Annotated in this window: 18 protein-coding genes; 7 read left to right on the top strand and 11 right to left on the bottom strand. The window is 45.6% G+C overall.

The annotated features are described in order from the left end of the window. Positions 1 to 3: 3 nt before the first annotated feature. Genes alr through ABXT59_RS10300 form a run of 8 tightly spaced genes read right to left on the bottom strand, consistent with a single transcriptional unit; the run spans position 4 to position 6,987 of the window. Positions 4 to 1,086 carry an alanine racemase gene (gene alr, locus ABXT59_RS10335; RefSeq protein WP_443636031.1) on the bottom strand — a complete coding sequence of 361 codons (1,083 nt, stop codon included), beginning with the start codon at positions 1,084 to 1,086 and terminating at the stop codon, positions 4 to 6. A gap of 10 nt (positions 1,087 to 1,096) precedes the next feature. Next, positions 1,097 to 1,954, bottom strand: a complete 858-nt coding sequence (locus ABXT59_RS10330) for an aminotransferase class IV (protein ID WP_443636030.1) — start codon at positions 1,952 to 1,954, stop codon at positions 1,097 to 1,099. Between the two features lie 3 nt (positions 1,955 to 1,957). Continuing rightward, positions 1,958 to 2,845 (bottom strand): LysR family transcriptional regulator, encoded by an 888-nt coding sequence (locus ABXT59_RS10325; RefSeq protein WP_443636029.1) that lies wholly within the window; start codon positions 2,843 to 2,845, stop codon positions 1,958 to 1,960. Positions 2,846 to 2,878: 33 nt separating this feature from the next. After that, positions 2,879 to 3,736: a DUF4392 domain-containing protein gene (locus tag ABXT59_RS10320; RefSeq protein WP_443636028.1), complete on the bottom strand. Its 858-nt coding sequence runs from the start codon at positions 3,734 to 3,736 to the stop codon at positions 2,879 to 2,881. A 2-nt stretch (positions 3,737 to 3,738) separates the two neighbouring features. Continuing rightward, on the bottom strand, positions 3,739 to 4,701 hold the full coding sequence (locus tag ABXT59_RS10315; protein ID WP_443636027.1) for a biotin-dependent carboxyltransferase family protein: 963 nt from the start codon (positions 4,699 to 4,701) through the stop codon (positions 3,739 to 3,741). Next, positions 4,691 to 5,404: a 5-oxoprolinase subunit PxpB gene (pxpB, locus tag ABXT59_RS10310; protein ID WP_443636026.1), complete on the bottom strand. Its 714-nt coding sequence runs from the start codon at positions 5,402 to 5,404 to the stop codon at positions 4,691 to 4,693. Before pxpB ends, ABXT59_RS10315 begins: the two co-directional genes overlap by 11 nt. Positions 5,405 to 5,413: 9 nt before the next feature. Further along, positions 5,414 to 6,190 carry a 5-oxoprolinase subunit PxpA gene (locus tag ABXT59_RS10305; RefSeq protein ID WP_443636025.1) on the bottom strand — a complete coding sequence of 259 codons (777 nt, stop codon included), beginning with the start codon at positions 6,188 to 6,190 and terminating at the stop codon, positions 5,414 to 5,416. Between the two features lie 14 nt (positions 6,191 to 6,204). Continuing rightward, entirely contained in the window at positions 6,205 to 6,987 is a 783-nt protein-coding gene (locus ABXT59_RS10300; protein ID WP_443636024.1) for a putative hydro-lyase, read from the bottom strand. Positions 6,988 to 7,222: 235 nt separating this feature from the next. Here ABXT59_RS10300 and ABXT59_RS10295 point away from each other — a divergent pair, with 235 nt between their 5' ends. From ABXT59_RS10295 to ABXT59_RS10265, 7 genes are all read left to right on the top strand, one after another. Further along, positions 7,223 to 8,218 carry a lytic murein transglycosylase gene (locus tag ABXT59_RS10295; RefSeq protein WP_443636023.1) on the top strand — a complete coding sequence of 332 codons (996 nt, stop codon included), beginning with the start codon at positions 7,223 to 7,225 and terminating at the stop codon, positions 8,216 to 8,218. Between the two features lie 14 nt (positions 8,219 to 8,232). Next, the gene (locus ABXT59_RS10290) at positions 8,233 to 9,261 is read left to right on the top strand and encodes a septal ring lytic transglycosylase RlpA family protein (protein ID WP_443636022.1); all 1,029 of its coding nucleotides are present in this window, start codon (positions 8,233 to 8,235) and stop codon (positions 9,259 to 9,261) included. 104 nt (positions 9,262 to 9,365) lie between these two features. Then, positions 9,366 to 10,598, top strand: a complete 1,233-nt coding sequence (locus ABXT59_RS10285) for a D-alanyl-D-alanine carboxypeptidase family protein (RefSeq protein ID WP_443636021.1) — start codon at positions 9,366 to 9,368, stop codon at positions 10,596 to 10,598. After that, on the top strand, positions 10,595 to 10,873 hold the full coding sequence (locus ABXT59_RS10280; RefSeq protein ID WP_443636020.1) for a YbeD family protein: 279 nt from the start codon (positions 10,595 to 10,597) through the stop codon (positions 10,871 to 10,873). Before ABXT59_RS10285 ends, ABXT59_RS10280 begins: the two co-directional genes overlap by 4 nt. Continuing rightward, positions 10,863 to 11,585 carry a lipoyl(octanoyl) transferase LipB gene (gene lipB / locus ABXT59_RS10275; protein ID WP_443636019.1) on the top strand — a complete coding sequence of 241 codons (723 nt, stop codon included), beginning with the start codon at positions 10,863 to 10,865 and terminating at the stop codon, positions 11,583 to 11,585. Before ABXT59_RS10280 ends, lipB begins: the two co-directional genes overlap by 11 nt. Next, positions 11,563 to 12,519, top strand: a complete 957-nt coding sequence (lipA, locus tag ABXT59_RS10270; RefSeq protein WP_443636018.1) for a lipoyl synthase — start codon at positions 11,563 to 11,565, stop codon at positions 12,517 to 12,519. Before lipB ends, lipA begins: the two co-directional genes overlap by 23 nt. A 217-nt stretch (positions 12,520 to 12,736) precedes the next feature. Continuing rightward, positions 12,737 to 13,900, top strand: coding sequence for a saccharopine dehydrogenase family protein (locus ABXT59_RS10265; RefSeq protein ID WP_443636017.1), 1,164 nt, complete (start codon positions 12,737 to 12,739; stop codon positions 13,898 to 13,900). 105 nt (positions 13,901 to 14,005) lie between these two features. Here the strand turns inward: ABXT59_RS10265 and ABXT59_RS10260 are convergent, their stop codons facing one another. The 3 genes from ABXT59_RS10260 to ABXT59_RS10250 are packed head-to-tail and all read right to left on the bottom strand — an operon-like array spanning position 14,006 to position 16,119. Beyond that, positions 14,006 to 14,557, bottom strand: a complete 552-nt coding sequence (locus ABXT59_RS10260; RefSeq protein ID WP_443636016.1) for a prolyl-tRNA synthetase associated domain-containing protein — start codon at positions 14,555 to 14,557, stop codon at positions 14,006 to 14,008. 18 nt (positions 14,558 to 14,575) lie between these two features. Next, on the bottom strand, positions 14,576 to 15,580 hold the full coding sequence (holA, locus tag ABXT59_RS10255; RefSeq protein WP_443636015.1) for a DNA polymerase III subunit delta: 1,005 nt from the start codon (positions 15,578 to 15,580) through the stop codon (positions 14,576 to 14,578). After that, positions 15,580 to 16,119, bottom strand: coding sequence for a hypothetical protein (locus tag ABXT59_RS10250; protein ID WP_443636014.1), 540 nt, complete (start codon positions 16,117 to 16,119; stop codon positions 15,580 to 15,582). The genes holA and ABXT59_RS10250 overlap by 1 nt, the downstream gene beginning before the upstream one ends. Positions 16,120 to 16,156: the final 37 nt, after the last annotated feature.

Genomic DNA, 16,156 nt, shown 5'->3' with positions numbered 1-16,156 from the left:
TCCTTAATCAGTATACCGAATAGGTAAGCGTTGAGTCATTCGGGTCATTAATTCATAGCCTATGGTGCCAGCATGTTGAGCGACTTCATTGATGTTTAATCCAGGGCCCCATAAACACACAGGATCACCTATTTTAGTTTCACTCAGCTCTGTTACGTCTATAGTAATCATATCCATTGATACACGGCCAACAAGACTAGCGCGTTGATTATTGACCAAGACAGGGGTACCAGATGCTGCACTCCTTGGATAACCATCGCCATATCCAATAGCCACAGTCGCGATGGTTGAGGGTCGAAGAGCATGCCAACTTTGGCCATAGCCTACACTTTCTCCAGTCTCAATTTGACGCATAGAAATGACCGATGACCATAACTGCATCACAGGCTTTAAACCCTGACTAGACGGATGGTCCTGATCTAGAGGTGAGTTGCCATAAAGCATATAACCCGCGCGGTTCCAATCAGCATGAGCTTTAGGCCACGCCATTATTGCTGCAGAGTTTGCCAAACTGAGCGCGTGTTCAAAGGACTTTGTGGTTTGCAAAAACTGCTGTAACTGAATTTGGGTCAAGTCATTACTAAGTTCATCAGCACTGGCAAAATGAGTGGCAAATACCATCTCATCTAATACCTTGGGGCTGGCCATTAATTGTGCTCGGTAGCCCTTTATTTTTGATGGGTGCAAGCCTTGTCGATGCATGCCCGTATCGATTTTAATCCACACCTTGAGCGGTCTGCATACATGAGCATTTAAAATAGCCTCAACCTGCAGAGGGTTCTCCACCATTAACCAAAAGTCTTGGGCTGCAGCGACCGCTATTTCGTCAGCTGTAAACGTGCCTTCCAAGAGTAATATGGGCTTTGTGATATTCGCATCACGCAGGTCCATAGCCTCTTCAATACAGGCAACAGCAAAGGCTGGCACGGACGGTTGTAAAGCACGGGCGCAAGCAACTGCCCCGTGGCCGTATGCATTAGCCTTTACAACAGCCATAGTTTGGGCTTGAGGCGCGAGTTGACGGGCCCATTGATAGTTGGCAATCAATGCGGCAAGGTCTACTACCATGTAGCTAGGACGGGCCATGGGAAGATACCTAGTAGTTAAATTTTCCAGCGCTGTATAGCTTAGCTGCTTTTTCCCAAACGGGTCCTGGCTTTCCATCACCCACAAGTTGGCCATCAATGTGCGTCACTGGAGCAAGCTCTTTGCTGGAACTAGATATCCATATTTCATCAGCATCAAACACTTCTTCTCTTGTCACTGTGCGCTCTTCCACGGCAATACTGCCATCACTTTGTAACACACCCAATGCAATGAGTCGGGTAATGCCAGGTAAAATTTGGTGGTCCAGGATCGGTGTAATCATGGTGCCATTTTTAACAATATAGGCATTACATGCCCCACACTCAGTTAACTCATTTTTGTCGTTAAACAGTAACACCTCACCACTGCCTTGGCTGTAGCCCTTTTGGTAGTGCATGACATTGCCAAGTAAAGAAATTGACTTTATGTTACAGCGTTTCCAACGCTCATCTTGCATGGTGGTTACTTTATACCCATCCACTTTATCTCTTTCTGGAATCGGCGCCGGAGGGATGTCTGTTGGCATCGCAAACACAGTGGGAGACACACCTTTAGGATAGGGATGATGGCGCTTGATATCGGCGCCACGTGTGACGTGCAAGTACAAACCTATTTGACTCTTAGGATTGCGGTTAATCAGCTCTTGGCATAGGTCTCGCCACTGGTCATGGCTCCAGTTTAACTCAATCTCTAAGGCTCCCAATCCCTCAATCATGCGATCAATATGGGGACCAAAACCAACCATTTTTCCACCATAGGAAGGAATAACTTCATAGATGCCATCACCAAACAAAAAGCCTCTGTCAAGCGGGGACACATGGGCGTCTTCAATTGGCATATAGGTGCCATTAAGGTAAACAATACTCATAACTTAATCTCTAATAATCTGATTGACCAGTTTGCTGGCACTATCGGCTAATAATTGGGGTAATAAACGGTCTTCGTCCTTGCGCCAACCGCAACAAAATTTCAACTTAGGAGGTGCTGGGTCAACATTGAATCGAGTCAATCTTCGGGCTGCTAAGGCCTCTTCAACAATGGGCTGCGGCAGCAGCGCAATCCCTGCGCCTTGTTCTGCCATAGCCAATAAACCCGACACAGAATTGCTGGTATGAAATTTTGGCTTTTCTTTTACTTGGCTAAATAATTCTTGTAAATGTTTGCCTGGCCCTGTGGCGGCTGGGAAACTTAAAATCGGGCATTGGCTAAGGGCTGCAATGTTCATATCACGACCACTTTTAGCAAAGTGCTCACTGCCTACCCAAGTTTGTGGCAAGGCACTTAGTGGCTGCGTATTGACAGCAATAGCCTGTCCAGTATAAACCATAAGGGCTAGGTCTAACTGATGTTCTTCCAATTGTTTATAAAGCGCAAGCGAGAGGTCAATCGTTAGCTCAAATTGAATTAAAGGGTGTTGTTCCCGCCAAACTTCTAATAAATCTCTCAGCCATAAGTGCGCCACGGTATCCGCAATGCCAATACGGAAAATACCTTGTTGAGGCGCATCATCTTGCAGTTGAGCCTTCATTTCATTACTAATAGCGATTAGACGTTCGGCAAAAGGGAGCAGCTGGCGGCCTCGTGCTGTTAATTTGGTACCACTTTGGTCACGCTTAAAAAGCTTAACCCCTAGGTCTTCCTCCAAGGTCGCAATACGGGCAGAAATAGCCGGCTGGGATGCGTGTAACTGAGTTGCAGCACCATGAAAGCTGCCTAAAGTAGCGACCTTGATAAAGCTATTCAGGTTACGAATACGCACATTTTTTTCCTTCATTAAATTGGATCAGCATATTTAACAATTAAACCCTGTGAGTTGGCGCAATTGGGTAATCACAGATTGACCTTCACCCACGGGCAGGCCATCTTCTGTGAGCTGGTTTATGCGGGTCACACCATCCACACTGCCAAGTTCTGACAGATACTGCAAAATGGCTAAAGGATTAATTTTAGCTAATAAGTCTTGTTGTTGCCATAGACCCAAAAAAGCGATCATACCATATGCCCCCCAGTTAGAAACGTCAGCCACAATAAGTTCATCTGCGCTTGTTACGGAAGGCACGATATCCAGCTTTTTTAGTGCATGAATGACTTTACCCATGCCAATTTCGTTGCCACCATCACCGACGGCAATAGTAGGGCACTTGGCCCACTTCATAAAGCCATCAAAACAAGCGGTGTGCTCACTAATATTCTCACCCCGCATATTATAATAGTGACCGTCTTGAGCCTGCCCTGGGCGCTCTATGGAAACTATGGCTTGAGGATTGAGATGGTTCAGGGCTGCTAAAGTTTCGCCTTCAACATGGGCATGTTCCCCTACACGAATGGCATGGGTACGATAACGTCCAGCAAGCACTCCTATTAATGGTTGACCACACACAATCACAGGCACGGCGCCTAAATACTCAAGGCTATCATAAAGTGCAATAGCACCCACAGGACCATCAGTCTCAAAGGTGCCTACCACTGGAAAACCAGTGCCTATGAGTATGGTAGCACCTGGCTTTTGTTGGATGCAGGTTTGTAAAATTTGGGCCGCCCTTAGACAGTATCCCGGTGCTAATGCCATCTTAATTTGTGACATGCCACGGGGGTTTCGGGCCACCAGTATGTCTTCAATCTGTTGACTTAGTTGTTGATCATTTGACATGTTTATTCCTTCAAATGCAGCAGTTTAGTCGCTTCAAATTTGAGCTGTGCTAGGGTGTTGATCGTTTGAGCTTGATATAAATCTACGGCTTCAAAAGTCACTGCGTCACCTGGTCTTAGTTGAACAAGTTGGGCTAAATCACGCGCCATAATGGCACCAATTTTGGGGTAGCCACCAATAGTTTGTCGGTCATTAAGTAAAACAATGGGCTGTCCATCTGCAGGTACTTGAACGGCGCCTAAGCAAATGCCTTCAGAGAGCATTTGTTGAGATGGGCATGGCACAGCGGGGCCTTCCAGTCGCATCCCCATACGATCACTGCGATCAGTCACCCTGAATTGGCTATGAAAAAAACGGGCTCTTGTGGCCGCATCAAAATGATGATGCTGATACCCGGGTAAGAGGCGCAAAACCTGATTAGGGATATTTGTTTCTGGGCCTTGAGGACCGTATAAAGGCCAATCCTTCACAGCTAATGCTTGGCGGCGTAATTGAACCGTTTGGTTACATGCAAGACTATCCTGAGCCTTGAGCTTAGCGCCATTTAATCCACCTATTTTTTCGCGCATGACTGTGGCTTGACTACCGAAACTTGGCGTAATGTGGAAACCGCCAGCCACACCCAAATAACTGCGACAACCATGACTAGAATAGCCCAACTTTATTTCGTCACCAGCCTTGACTTTGTGGCTGGTCCATAGGGCTTTATTGATGCCATTAACCGTGACCTCTAGACTAGCTCCAGTCACACAAAAATAACTATCTATTTGTGCTTGCAGTTGCAAACCACCAAAGCTTATTTCTATGGCACAGGCATTAGATGGGTTATGCAATATACGGTTGGCCCATAAAAATGCTTCGCGATCTAGAGGTCCACCGGTGGTCAAGCCTATGGCATGCTGGCCAAACCGACCCAGGTCTTGTAACAGGCTTAATAGGCCTGGCTGGAGTACTTTAAAGCTCATACAGTTGGCCCCCCATAGCAAGGTATTGCTGCTCGTTTATGGGGTTAAACTTTACTCGGTCACCCACGGATACAGGCATGTGGGGTGCTTTTTCTGGGTTAAACATGGGGGTTGGACAAAGGCCAATAAGATTCCATCCACCTGGTGAACTTGCAGGATATACTGCAGTTTGGCGGTCCGCTATGGCCACTGCTCCAGCAGGCACTTTTAATCTTGGAGTTGCCAGTCGGGGTGCAGCAAGGCGCTCGTCTAGTTCACCTAAGTAGGCAAAACCTGGGGCAAAACCAATGGCATAAACGCGGTATTCGCTGGCACTGTGAATATCAATGACTTGGTTTACTGAAAGACCTGAGCTTTGGGCTATCAGGTCGAGTTCGGGGCCATATGTGGTGCTATAAAAAACCGGCATGTTAACTAAGTGGCCACTATCTTGATGAGCGGCCTGAGGTGCTTCTAAAATTGACCTTAGGGCTTTTTTGGACCACAAATGGTCACACTTATCAGTGTCATAAATAACCAGAAGGGACGCATAAGAAGCTACCAGATCAATTAACCGGTTGCCAAAGTGTTGCTTGATCTGAGCACAGGTTATGGCGATTGTTGCACTGACATGGGGGCTAATGTCTAAGGCATCAGGGTCACCGAAATAGATGATGTAGCTATTTTCGCTAGCCAGTTGGATGTGTGTTTGGTGAGCGTTCATAGACTGAGATTAAGCCTTTCGAGCCGATGGTTTTTCCATCAATTGACGAATAGACTTGATGGCAGCAATACCAGTATCGTTGTCTCCGTGCACACACAGACTATCTACCTTAAGATGCAAAGTGGAGCCACTAGCGCTAGTAATAGTGCCGTGTTGGGCCAATTGTTGGACTTGCTTGAGCATGGCGTCATGATCAAGCACAGCGCCTGTTTTAGAACGTGCCATTAAGCTGCCATCGTCTTCGTAACACCGATCAGCAAAGGCTTCAAAGTATAACTCTAGCTTCATATCTTGGGCTTGCTGAAGATGCTTGTCTGCGCTGGCATTGGCTTGTAACATTAATTTTAATGGCGAGTTGGCTGCACCATTATCTATAGTTCTAACTGGGTAGCTACTTACGGCTTGCATAATCGCTTGACGCACACTGTCTTTACTCATCATGTCGTTATACAGCGCACCGTGGGGTTTAACATAGCTTAGCCTCAGACCTTGGCAAGCTGCCATACCCTCAAGGGCAGCAATTTGATAATGCATAAAGGCAGTGATTTCTTGACTTGAACAATGCATTGAGCGGCGACCAAAACCCACCAAGTCTGGGTAGGCTGGGTGAGCACCCACCATCACCTCATGCTGCTTGGCGAGTGCCAAAGTGCGTTGTATTACCAAAGGGTCACCGGCATGAAAGCCACAGGCAATATTGGCCTGGTCAATGTGTGTCATGGCCCTAGCATCTTGGCCCATAGTCCACGAACCAAAACTTTCACCTAAATCGCAATTAAGTAGCATAAAATTTTCCTGACCTAAAATATGGCTAGCGTACTATTGGGTAAATCTGTCACCAACATACAACCCGGCACATGGGTTATACAAAAAGAAGGTTTAGCATTTTCAACAGCCACTTGAGGGGTGACACCGCAAGCCCAGAAAACTGGAACTTCACCATCGTTGACACTCACCTTATCGCCAAAGTCAGGCTGGCTTAGGTTAGTAATGCCAATTTCAGCTGGGTTGCCAAAATGCACAGGGGCTCCATGCACAGAAGGAAAGCGGCTACATATTTGAATGGCCCTAATGGCATCTGCAGGCTTGTAGGGGCGCATTGTCACAACCATATTGCCAGCAAATGGTCCCGCTGTTTTACATGCAATATTAGTCCGATACATGGGCACGTTGACCCCTTCAGTCAGGTTGCGAACCTCTAAACCATCAGCTAAAAGAGCTTCTTCAAAAGAGAAGGAGCAGCCCAGCACAAAAGCCACCAAGTCGTCACGCCAATAGTTTAAAATGTCAGTTACTTGAGCGACTACTTGGCCGTCATTAAATACCTTATACTGGGCAATGTCAGTGCGCAGATCGATGTCTTGACCTAAGCTTTTTAAACGAAAATCACCAGGCTTTTCAGACATACCAATAATAGGGCAAGGCTTGGGATTTAAATGACAAAATTTTAAAAAATCATTAGCGTAGTCGGCAGGTAAAATACACAGATTGCCCTGCACAAAGCTAGGACATAATCCGGAGGTATTCCCCGTCATTGATGCGCTGCGAATTTGTTGCCTAAGTTGCAGTGGAGAAGTGGTCATAATGCTTCCAATAATTGATCATAACTCAAATTGTAGTAAGATGTATTTTGCAGTCCGAGAAGGGTGGGTGTCCAATTAAATCTATTTTAACTATTGATAAAAATTTGCTATCAACTTGTTTAAGCTAACGAACTGAGTTGTTTAACTGATAGATGTTAACAACCGACAATACAATCAGCATTTTTAAGGTCGAGGTTCCTCGCGTTAAGCTGTTATGGAGAAGGGAGTAAAGGGAATGAATGGGGTTAAAAAACTAATCGGGTTGGGCCTGTTAGCAGGATTTTTTAATGTGTGTGCTTATGCCAGTTTTGACCAAAGAGAAGATGTTTTACAGTGGTTAGATGAGGCCGATAGTTTGGGCTTTACCAAGGCTGAGGTTGTAAATTACTTAGCACAAACTACAGCAAAACCAAGCATTGTGCCGATATTACGCAATGCTCCTGAACGCAAGTTGTTATGGAGTGGTTATCAACAGCGCTTAGTCACTTCTTCTCGTATCAAGCGCGGCATAGAATTTGCCGCTGAGCATACAGACCAATTAAATTTGATGGCCAAAACTACGGGAGTTGATGGAGCGATTATTGCCGCTATTGCGGGCATAGAAAGTAATTATGGGGCTAACATGGGCCAGCATCTAACCCTGCGTGTGTTAGTTACATTATCCTTTGACTATCCTCGTCGAAGTCAGTTTTTCCAACGCCAATTAGCTGAATTCTTTCGTTTATGTTTCAGTCAGGGTTTAGACCCGATGCTGGTCAAAGGGTCTGCTGCTGGCGCTGTGGGAATGGGGCAATTTATTCCAACCAGTTATCGTGACTTTGCGGTAGATGGAGACGGTGACGAACGCATCGACTTATTTCACAGCAAGGCTGACAATATAGCTAGCATTGCTAATTATCTGGCACGGCACAATTGGCAAAAAGGTGCACCATGGCTGTTGGTGGTGGACACAGAGGTGGACCCTTTATGGGTCAGTAAAAAAGCCAAGCGACAAGGTGTAGAATTAGCAGAGTGGCAACGCAGGGGTGTGAGCATGCCTGGCTCGTATGATCCAGAAGCAGAGTTTAATTTATATGCTTTTTCAACCGAAAAGGACCGTGAATATCGCCTGGCAGGTGCTAACTTTTACGCCATAACACGTTATAATCACTCCCTTTGGTACAGTAGAGCAGTCGTGGAAATTGCTCAAGGCATCGCCCAAGGAATGGCCCAAGGTACGGCCCAGCCTTAAACTAGGTTATTAACATGCATTATAAATATCGAATCATGGTCAGCGCTTTGTTTGTGCTACTGCTTAGTGGTTGCTCTAGCAACAGCACGCAACCCAGTGGCGTCTCTCAGTCTGCAGTGGTTGCTGCGGCCAAAGCTAAAACCGAGTCTCGTTATGCCATTAAACAAGACTTGGGACCTAAACAGCATAAAGACATGAGCAATGCGCCTGACGCGGTGCCTAAAGTAGAGCCTCACAGTCGAGGTGGCAATAAGAGTCGCTATGAGGTTTGGGGTAAATCATATTCCGTCATGGCTTCGAGTATAGGCTTTAAGCAGCGAGGCTTAGCTTCCTGGTATGGACAAAAGTTTCATGGTCATTTAACGTCTAATGGTGAAACCTATGATATGTACGCCATGACTGCAGCCCATAAGTCTCTGCCCTTGCCAACCTACGCGCGGATTACCAACCTAGCCAATAACAAAACAGTAATTGTTAGGGTCAACGATCGGGGACCATTTCATGGTGACCGAGTCATTGATTTGTCTTATGCTGCTGCTAGCAAGTTAGATTATCGCAAGACAGGTGTGGCTGAAGTCTTAGTGGAAGCCATTGATGCGCGCCAATGGAGCCCTGCATTAGAACAAAGCATTCGCAAACAGCGTAAAACCAGTCGTTTTAGGTCACCTGCAATTACTAGTGCAACTAATAGTGACAGTAATAGTGTCACAAGCAAAATAGTTAGCTCTTCTGACAAAGCTGTCACCCAGTCTAAGGCCCCTATGAAGGTCCCGCTGGAGAACGAAATTCGCCAACAGCATAAACGCGTGGCCGGCTATTACGTGCAAGTGGCAGCCATGTCAAAAATTGGTGGAGCTTTGGTGTTGCGTAATACCTTGGTGCAAGAGTTTAGAAGATCTAATATATTTGTAGAGCAAGCGAGTGACCGTGCAGACTTGTTTCGGGTGTTAGTGGGGCCAATTACAGACGTTAAGAGTGTGCGTGTACTGATGCAAGAATTAGCCTCATCAGGGCATGGTCAAGGGCTTATGATTAAACCTTAATTTACTGCCCCAAATTACTAACCCATGGTATAATCTAGCGGTTTAAAAAGGCTTTTAACGGTACTGAGTTTTTATCTAGCCCACCAATTAAGGTAGTTGTAAGTATGGAAAAATTAGTGGCTGCGGCTAACTTATTATGCAGTAACATGAGTCAATTAATAGGGTGTGGGCTTAACTCTAGGGCTCGCACCATGTTCGCCCCCTTAGGCTTGTCCATTGTTTTGACTGTGGGTTTAGTTGCGCCAGCACAATCTGCGCAAGCACTTGTACCCCAGCCACCGCAGCTTGCTGCGAGCGCATACATACTGATCGATGCGTTAACGGGCAAGGTTATCGTAGAAAATAATGCCGACCTATTGCTGCCCCCTGCGAGCTTAACTAAAATGATGACAGCCTACATGTTATCTTTTGGCTTAGCTGCAGGTAACGTTGCTTTGGATGACCAAGTGCGAATTAGTGAAAAAGCATGGCGCACAGAAGGCTCACGTATGTTTATTCAAGAAGGCAAATTGGTCACGCTTGAAGATCTTATGCGAGGCATCATTATTCAGTCTGGTAATGATGCAAGTGTCGCCGTTGCCGAACATCTGGCAGGCAGTGAGGAGTCATTCGCCGACCTAATGAACCAACATGCCATGCGTTTAGGAATGACCCAAACCTACTTCAGCAACTCCACAGGTTTGCCAGCCGAAGGTCACTTAACCACGGCAAGAGACCTCGCGATTCTGGCACAAGCTATTATTCGTGACTATCCTAAACACTATGAAATTTACTCAGAAAAAGAATTTACTTTCAATAAAATTAGGCAGCCGAATCGAAATAAATTGTTGTGGAGCGACACCACTGTGGATGGCCTGAAGACAGGTTATACAGAGGCTGCAGGTTATTGTTTGGTGGCATCGGCTAAAAAAGATGGGCAGCGCTTAATCTCGGTTATTTTAGGTGCGACCAGTGTGGACGCACGGGCTAGAGAATCACAAAAGCTCATCACCTACGGCATGCGCTTTTTTGAAACCCACTCCCTCTATGACGCTCAAGAGAGCCTTGGTAAAGCGAGGGTTTGGGGTGGTATGGAAGACTATATAGACTTAATGCTAGAGCAAAAGTTAGCGGTCACCATCCCTCGAGGCCAAGCTAAGTATATTAAAGCGACGATGGACGTCAATAAAGGCATTGAAGCGCCCCTGTCTGCTGGTGATGTTTTAGGCAAGGTTATTATCACTTTGGACACAGACGTAATTTTAGAACAAAATTTGGTGGCCAGTCAGGATATGGTGCACGGTGGTTTTATCAAAGGCCTTATTGATGGCGTGACCCGAGTCATTATGGGCGAATGATGAAAACGACGCCTGACGCTCCTAAAATAGAGTTCCCCTGCGAGAATTACAGCCTCAAAATTGTGGGCCGAAAAACAGCAGATTACCCAACTTGGGTGGTGCAGTGTGTGCAGCAGTTAGCACCTGATCTAGACCCCCAAAAAGTACAGATTGTTGACAGTAAAAATGGTACTTTTCAATCAATACGCTTAGCAGTAACGGCTCAAAGTGCAGACCACTTGCAACAGATTCACCAAACCCTGATGGCGAGTGGCAAGGTTAAACTTGTCCTCTAAGCCAGATCCAAAAAAAGGCGTTTTAGTAAGGTTCTTAGGATCTCAAGACTACGAGCACGTCTGGCAAACCATGCAAGACTTTACTAATTACCGTAATGCCGACACCATTGATGAAATATGGGTATTGCAACATGCTCCGGTGTTCACCCAGGGCCAAGCGGGTAAGGCAGAACATATGCTAGACCAAGGTAATATTCCGTTAGTGCAATCGGATCGTGGGGGACAAGTGACATACCATGGCCCGGGGCAATTAATGGTGTACTTAATGTTAGATTTAAAACGGTTAAGTATAGGGGTTCGCAGCTTAGTATCGGCCATGGAAAAAGCCTTGATCGACTGTCTCCATGACTATGGCATTAGTGCCAATGCAGATGTTAAGGCTCCAGGTGTGTATGTGGGGGGCAGTAAAATAGCCTCTTTGGGGCTAAGGGTCCGCAGAGGGTGTAGTTTTCATGGTTTAGCCCTCAATGTAGATATGGATCTGAGCCCTTTTGCCCGCATTAACCCCTGTGGTTACCCGAGTCTAGATATGGTGCAGATGATTGATTTCTCCAAGTTGATTAAGTTTGATCAAGTGGCTCACGACATGGGCCAAAAGTTAGTAGACCAATTGCAGTACCAACAGGTTAATAAAACTAAACAACCTTGGGTTAACACCATTGAATATAACCAACGAGTGATAAGTAACCATGGCGACATCATACAAAGCTGAAGCAGGTGTTAAACTTCGTGGGGCCGATAAGGTAGCGCGGATCCCTATTAAAGTGATTCCCACTGAGAAAATGCCGCGTAAACCAGATTGGTTGCGCATCAAGATGGTCAGTTCCCCTGAGGTCAACCGTATTAAATCTAAACTAAGGGAGCATAAATTGGCGTCTGTCTGTGAAGAAGCCAACTGCCCTAATTTAGGCGAGTGTTTTAGCCAAGGTACAGCGACCTTTATGATCATGGGTGAAATATGTACGCGTAGATGTCCATTTTGTGATGTGGCTCATGGTCGTCCCAACCCCTTATCTGTTGATGAGCCTCGCGAGTTAGCCACCGCTGTGGCAGACATGGCACTCAAGTATGTCGTCATTACTTCTGTTGATCGAGACGATTTACGGGACGGAGGCGCTCTGCATTTTTCTGAATGTATCAGCGCTATTAATGAACGCACACCAGCGACTCAAGTTGAAGTTTTGGTACCTGATTTTCGTGGACGTATGGACATTGCCCTTGATATTTTAGCCACAACGCCACCCCATGTGTTTAATCACAATTTAGAATCGATTCCTCGCCTTTACAAAAAAATTCGTCCTGGTTCAGACTACCAATGGTCATTGGATTTATTACAGAACTACAAACAGCGTTGTCCTCAAGTACTGACAAAATCAGGTTTGATGTTAGGATTAGGCGAAACTAACGAGGAAGTGTTGCAGGTGCTGCAAGATCTTCGAGATCATGGAGTGGATATGCTTACCCTTGGGCAATACTTGCAACCTAGTTTGAATCACTTGCCAGTTGATCGGTTTGTGCACCCCACTGAGTTTGATGAGTTAGGTGCGGCCGCCAAGGCTATGGGTTTTAAGCATGTCGCCAGTGGGCCTTTAGTGCGTTCGTCCTATCATGCAGATTTACAAGTCAAAGGTGAGATGGTAACTTGAGTCGCTAATTAAGTGGCCACTTGTGTAATCATTTATGTCATTGCTGATGGCGTAAGCAGGAAATTAAGGCCACCACAATAAATTGTATTTTAATCAATGCTTAAGCTCAGCTTATGTGAGTTCGATTAGATGATTTTTTAATGTGAGTTAATCTAATTTAAACTTCCAATAGATATAAAAAATATCAAAAAATAATAACAGCAAATGGGGGCTGATTATGGCAATTATTCATTGGTTAGGGGCTGGACTATCGAGCGCACCAGGGATTAAACGACTCATCGGTAACGGCTTGGAATTATGGTTGTGGAACCGAACCTTGAGTAAGGCCGAAGCCGTTATTGAACATATGGAAGGCCAGTGCCAAGCTCGCGTGTTAGATTGGCAACAGCTGCACGAAAATGTCAGTAAGGGCGATATAGTTGTGTCCATGTTACCGGGTTCATTTCATCTGCAGGCGGCCCAATTAGCCTTAGATAATAATGCGCACTTTGTTTCTAGTAGCTATTTAACACCCGCCATGGAAGCTCTCAACCAACAAGCCCAAACCAAGGGTTTATGTGTGGTAAACGAGGTTGGTTTAGACCCTGGCATTGATCATCTTTTAGCTTATGCTTTATTAAACGACTACCGTAGTTCGCAGCCTTACGCTGTGAGTAATGTTTTAGAGTTTAGGTCTTTTTGCGGTGGTTTACCCGCTCAAGAGAATGCGTTTAGATACAAGTTTTCTTGGTCTCCCCTAGGCGTTTTAAAGGCCCTGAAATCGCCTGCTCAATGGTTAGAAAATGGAGTTGTTAAAATCTGTAGCAAGCCATGGGAAGCCATGCATAGCTATACGACACCATTATCAAAGCTTGAAAAATCCACCTTTGAAGCTATTCCAAATCGTGACTCACTGCCATTTATAGCGCAATATCAGTTTGATCCTCAATGGCCTGTGGACACCTTTATTCGGGGGTCTTTGCGACTTCAAGGCTGGGCTAAGGCCTGGAAAAACATCTTTAGTTTAGTCGAATCTGCCGACGGAGCCGAAGGGGAGGCTAAACTTCAAGCTAAGTCTGATGAGCTTTGGCAGGATCATGCCTTTAAAGAAGGTGAGCAAGACCGGGTCGCCCTCTATGTGGAGTTACTTGCTAAAGATGCCCATACCCAGCAATGTATCTGGCGTCAAAGCTATTCTATGGACGCCTATGGCAATGAAACAGGCAGTGCCATGGCGCGTTTAGTGTCAACCACTGTGAGCTTAGCTGTGGAAGCTGTTTTAGAGGAACGTATTGGTGCTGGGGTGAGTGCAGCTCCCAATGATATGGGGCTAGTGTCTGATTGGTTAGCCTATTTTAACGACCACCACGAGACCATTAATCATCTCAATCACCTAGATTAAATTAGCATGAACTTGATGCCCACTGCATAGTGGGTGTGACTGGGTTCATATGAAACCAGATTAACCAGTGAAGTTAGGTGTGTTAAGTCGCTATAGCGTCACGGGTCATAAAGTCAGCCAAGTTGGCTCAGCGCTTATCTTGCTGAAAAATAGTTCAAGTCCGTCTACCCCTATGGCTAGGGTGCGATCATTCACTAAAGGATGGACGTACAAGGTGTGGCAACTCCTTAATTCGCTATCAATAAAAAGTGCTACCCCATGACTAACCCCTGTGATCATCGACAGCGGAGTCACTGCGCCTGGCCGAACCCCTAAGTTTTCTAATAAACGATCAGCAGAGCCGAAAGATAACCGACCTGTTCCTAACAATGCAGGTAAGGTTTTTAAATCGATTTTGCGGTCTTGTTCTGTCACTAATAAAATGTTTCGCTTCTTGTGATCACGCAAATATAGATTTTTGATATGTCCACCACCTTGCTCAGATGATAGGAAAAGCGATTGTACTTTTTTTGAATCTTCGACCGTTTTAAGTGGCACATGATCAAAGCGCTCAAATTGAATATGCCACAGGTTCAATTGTGCCATAATTTCATCAGAAGAGATGGGCAAACTATTTTGATGTTTAGAAGTAGCGTCAATGATTTCTAGATCACCCATGTTTAAACCTACGCTTTTTTAGTAAATCGGTTTGCCAGCTAATTGCATAATTAATGCGCCCAGCAAATCCCACACATTGGCTTTACTGACACCTTTCACGCATTGATCAATTGCTTCACATTGGCGCAGCATATGTTGCGCACTGTGCGCGTTATGTTGCTGGGCAGCTGATCTTAGGTAGGCTTTACGTTTTTCCCACACTCGCTCTTGAGTTAATCCAGCTTCAAGTCCCTGTGGATGATTTACAATGCTAGTGAGCAACCTGATTTCTCGACTTAACACCCATAATAGGTCCATGGCTTTGACACCTTCTTCTTTTAAGCCATAAAGCATAGTCAGACTTTGATGGGCTTGGCCCGAGAGGGCTGTATCCACTAACTGGTAGTTGCTGTAACGGGCTAGACCGCCCACATCTGCATTAATGTGTTCCGCCGTGATTTCAAAACCCGCACCATTAAGGGTGAACTTCTCTAGTTCTTGAGCTGTGGCAAGTAAATTTCCTTCTGTTCTTTGAGCTAGCAATTGGCAAGCCTCTGGGGTAATTTTAAGGCCCAGTGTCTGGCTTCTTTGGTTGATCCAACGACCCATTTGATGAGCTTCTAAGGGGAAAATTGCCATGCATACCCCTGCTGTGTCGAGGGCTTTAAACCATTGGCTATTTTGGCTTTTTGAATCAATCTTTCCACTACTAATGAGCACTAGATTATCAGGATTGGGCTCAGCTACCAGTTGGCTTAAGGCCGCGCTTCCCTCCTTTCCAGGCTTGCCACTGGGCATTCGTATTTCAATGATTTTACGGCTTGAGAAAAGTGACATTGCTTGGTCAGAAGCGGTGATTTGTTGCCAATTAAAACGGCCTTCCACGTGGAATAAATCACGTTCTAAAAAGCCCTCCTGACGGGCTTTACTACGAATAGTATCGCCTATTTCTTGCTGCAATAGCGGCTCATCCCCATGCACTAAATAACAGCCAGATAAACCTTTAGCTAAGTGATTTTGCAGCTGATCTGGTTTGATACGCATTATTCAAAACTAAGTTGGCGAGCAACGCGATTACCCAGTTGCTGGTAAAGTAACATCCAGTTATCTGCTTCTATGCGTTCATTCACAGTGGCATTAGTGCCACTTAAATCCACATCAGTACTCACAGAAAGAGGCATTGACCTCTGTTTGAAAGGCGCATCTTCTGGGCCTATTGGTTTACCCCCAGCCATAAATAGGTAGTTAGTGCTGAGGGTGTAACGCCAGATTAACACCTCTCCATCCGTGTCTAAAGTGAGCTCTGCCTTGTGCTTTTTTGTGCCGGTGAGTTGCACAGAGGGCGCTTCAGTATCCATGCCAACGACTGAATCTAACACCGTCAAAGCAACATCATGCTGCAGAATATCTTTGCTCACCACTCGCGCTAATGAGGGGTCGTCTACGTAGAGGTTTAACTGAGGTGGAAAAGACCTTTGACTTTGGCCTTGTAGGTAAAAGCCACAGCTGGATAAAACAAGGCTCAAGCACAGCATTAAACTCAGCCGGCCCAATAGGCTTGGGGTTAAAGTTACATTGATCATGTCTTGCATCCTTTCTAAAGTAGTCTAAGTCAGTTAA

This window comes from Candidatus Njordibacter sp. Uisw_058 (assembly GCF_047730065.1).
Taxonomy (GTDB): domain Bacteria; phylum Pseudomonadota; class Gammaproteobacteria; order Pseudomonadales; family Balneatricaceae; genus Njordibacter.
This window is presented reverse-complemented; position numbering and strand designations above follow the sequence as displayed.

Excerpts from the sequence above, each read along its gene's own strand:
- alr (WP_443636031.1), bottom strand. The coding sequence starts at position 1,086 with ATGGCCCGTCCTAGCTACATGGTAGTAGACCTTGCCGCATTGATTGCC.
- ABXT59_RS10330 (WP_443636030.1), bottom strand. The coding sequence starts at position 1,954 with ATGAGTATTGTTTACCTTAATGGCACCTATATGCCAATTGAAGACGCC.
- ABXT59_RS10320 (WP_443636028.1), bottom strand. The coding sequence starts at position 3,736 with ATGTCAAATGATCAACAACTAAGTCAACAGATTGAAGACATACTGGTG.
- ABXT59_RS10315 (WP_443636027.1), bottom strand. The coding sequence starts at position 4,701 with ATGAGCTTTAAAGTACTCCAGCCAGGCCTATTAAGCCTGTTACAAGAC.
- pxpB (WP_443636026.1), bottom strand. The coding sequence starts at position 5,404 with ATGAACGCTCACCAAACACACATCCAACTGGCTAGCGAAAATAGCTAC.
- ABXT59_RS10305 (WP_443636025.1), bottom strand. The coding sequence starts at position 6,190 with ATGCTACTTAATTGCGATTTAGGTGAAAGTTTTGGTTCGTGGACTATG.
- ABXT59_RS10300 (WP_443636024.1), bottom strand. The coding sequence starts at position 6,987 with ATGACCACTTCTCCACTGCAACTTAGGCAACAAATTCGCAGCGCATCA.
- ABXT59_RS10295 (WP_443636023.1), top strand. The coding sequence starts at position 7,223 with ATGAATGGGGTTAAAAAACTAATCGGGTTGGGCCTGTTAGCAGGATTT.
- ABXT59_RS10290 (WP_443636022.1), top strand. The coding sequence starts at position 8,233 with ATGCATTATAAATATCGAATCATGGTCAGCGCTTTGTTTGTGCTACTG.
- ABXT59_RS10285 (WP_443636021.1), top strand. The coding sequence starts at position 9,366 with ATGGAAAAATTAGTGGCTGCGGCTAACTTATTATGCAGTAACATGAGT.
- ABXT59_RS10280 (WP_443636020.1), top strand. The coding sequence starts at position 10,595 with ATGATGAAAACGACGCCTGACGCTCCTAAAATAGAGTTCCCCTGCGAG.
- lipA (WP_443636018.1), top strand. The coding sequence starts at position 11,563 with ATGGCGACATCATACAAAGCTGAAGCAGGTGTTAAACTTCGTGGGGCC.
- ABXT59_RS10265 (WP_443636017.1), top strand. The coding sequence starts at position 12,737 with ATGGCAATTATTCATTGGTTAGGGGCTGGACTATCGAGCGCACCAGGG.
- ABXT59_RS10260 (WP_443636016.1), bottom strand. The coding sequence starts at position 14,557 with ATGGGTGATCTAGAAATCATTGACGCTACTTCTAAACATCAAAATAGT.
- holA (WP_443636015.1), bottom strand. The coding sequence starts at position 15,580 with ATGCGTATCAAACCAGATCAGCTGCAAAATCACTTAGCTAAAGGTTTA.
- ABXT59_RS10250 (WP_443636014.1), bottom strand. The coding sequence starts at position 16,119 with ATGATCAATGTAACTTTAACCCCAAGCCTATTGGGCCGGCTGAGTTTA.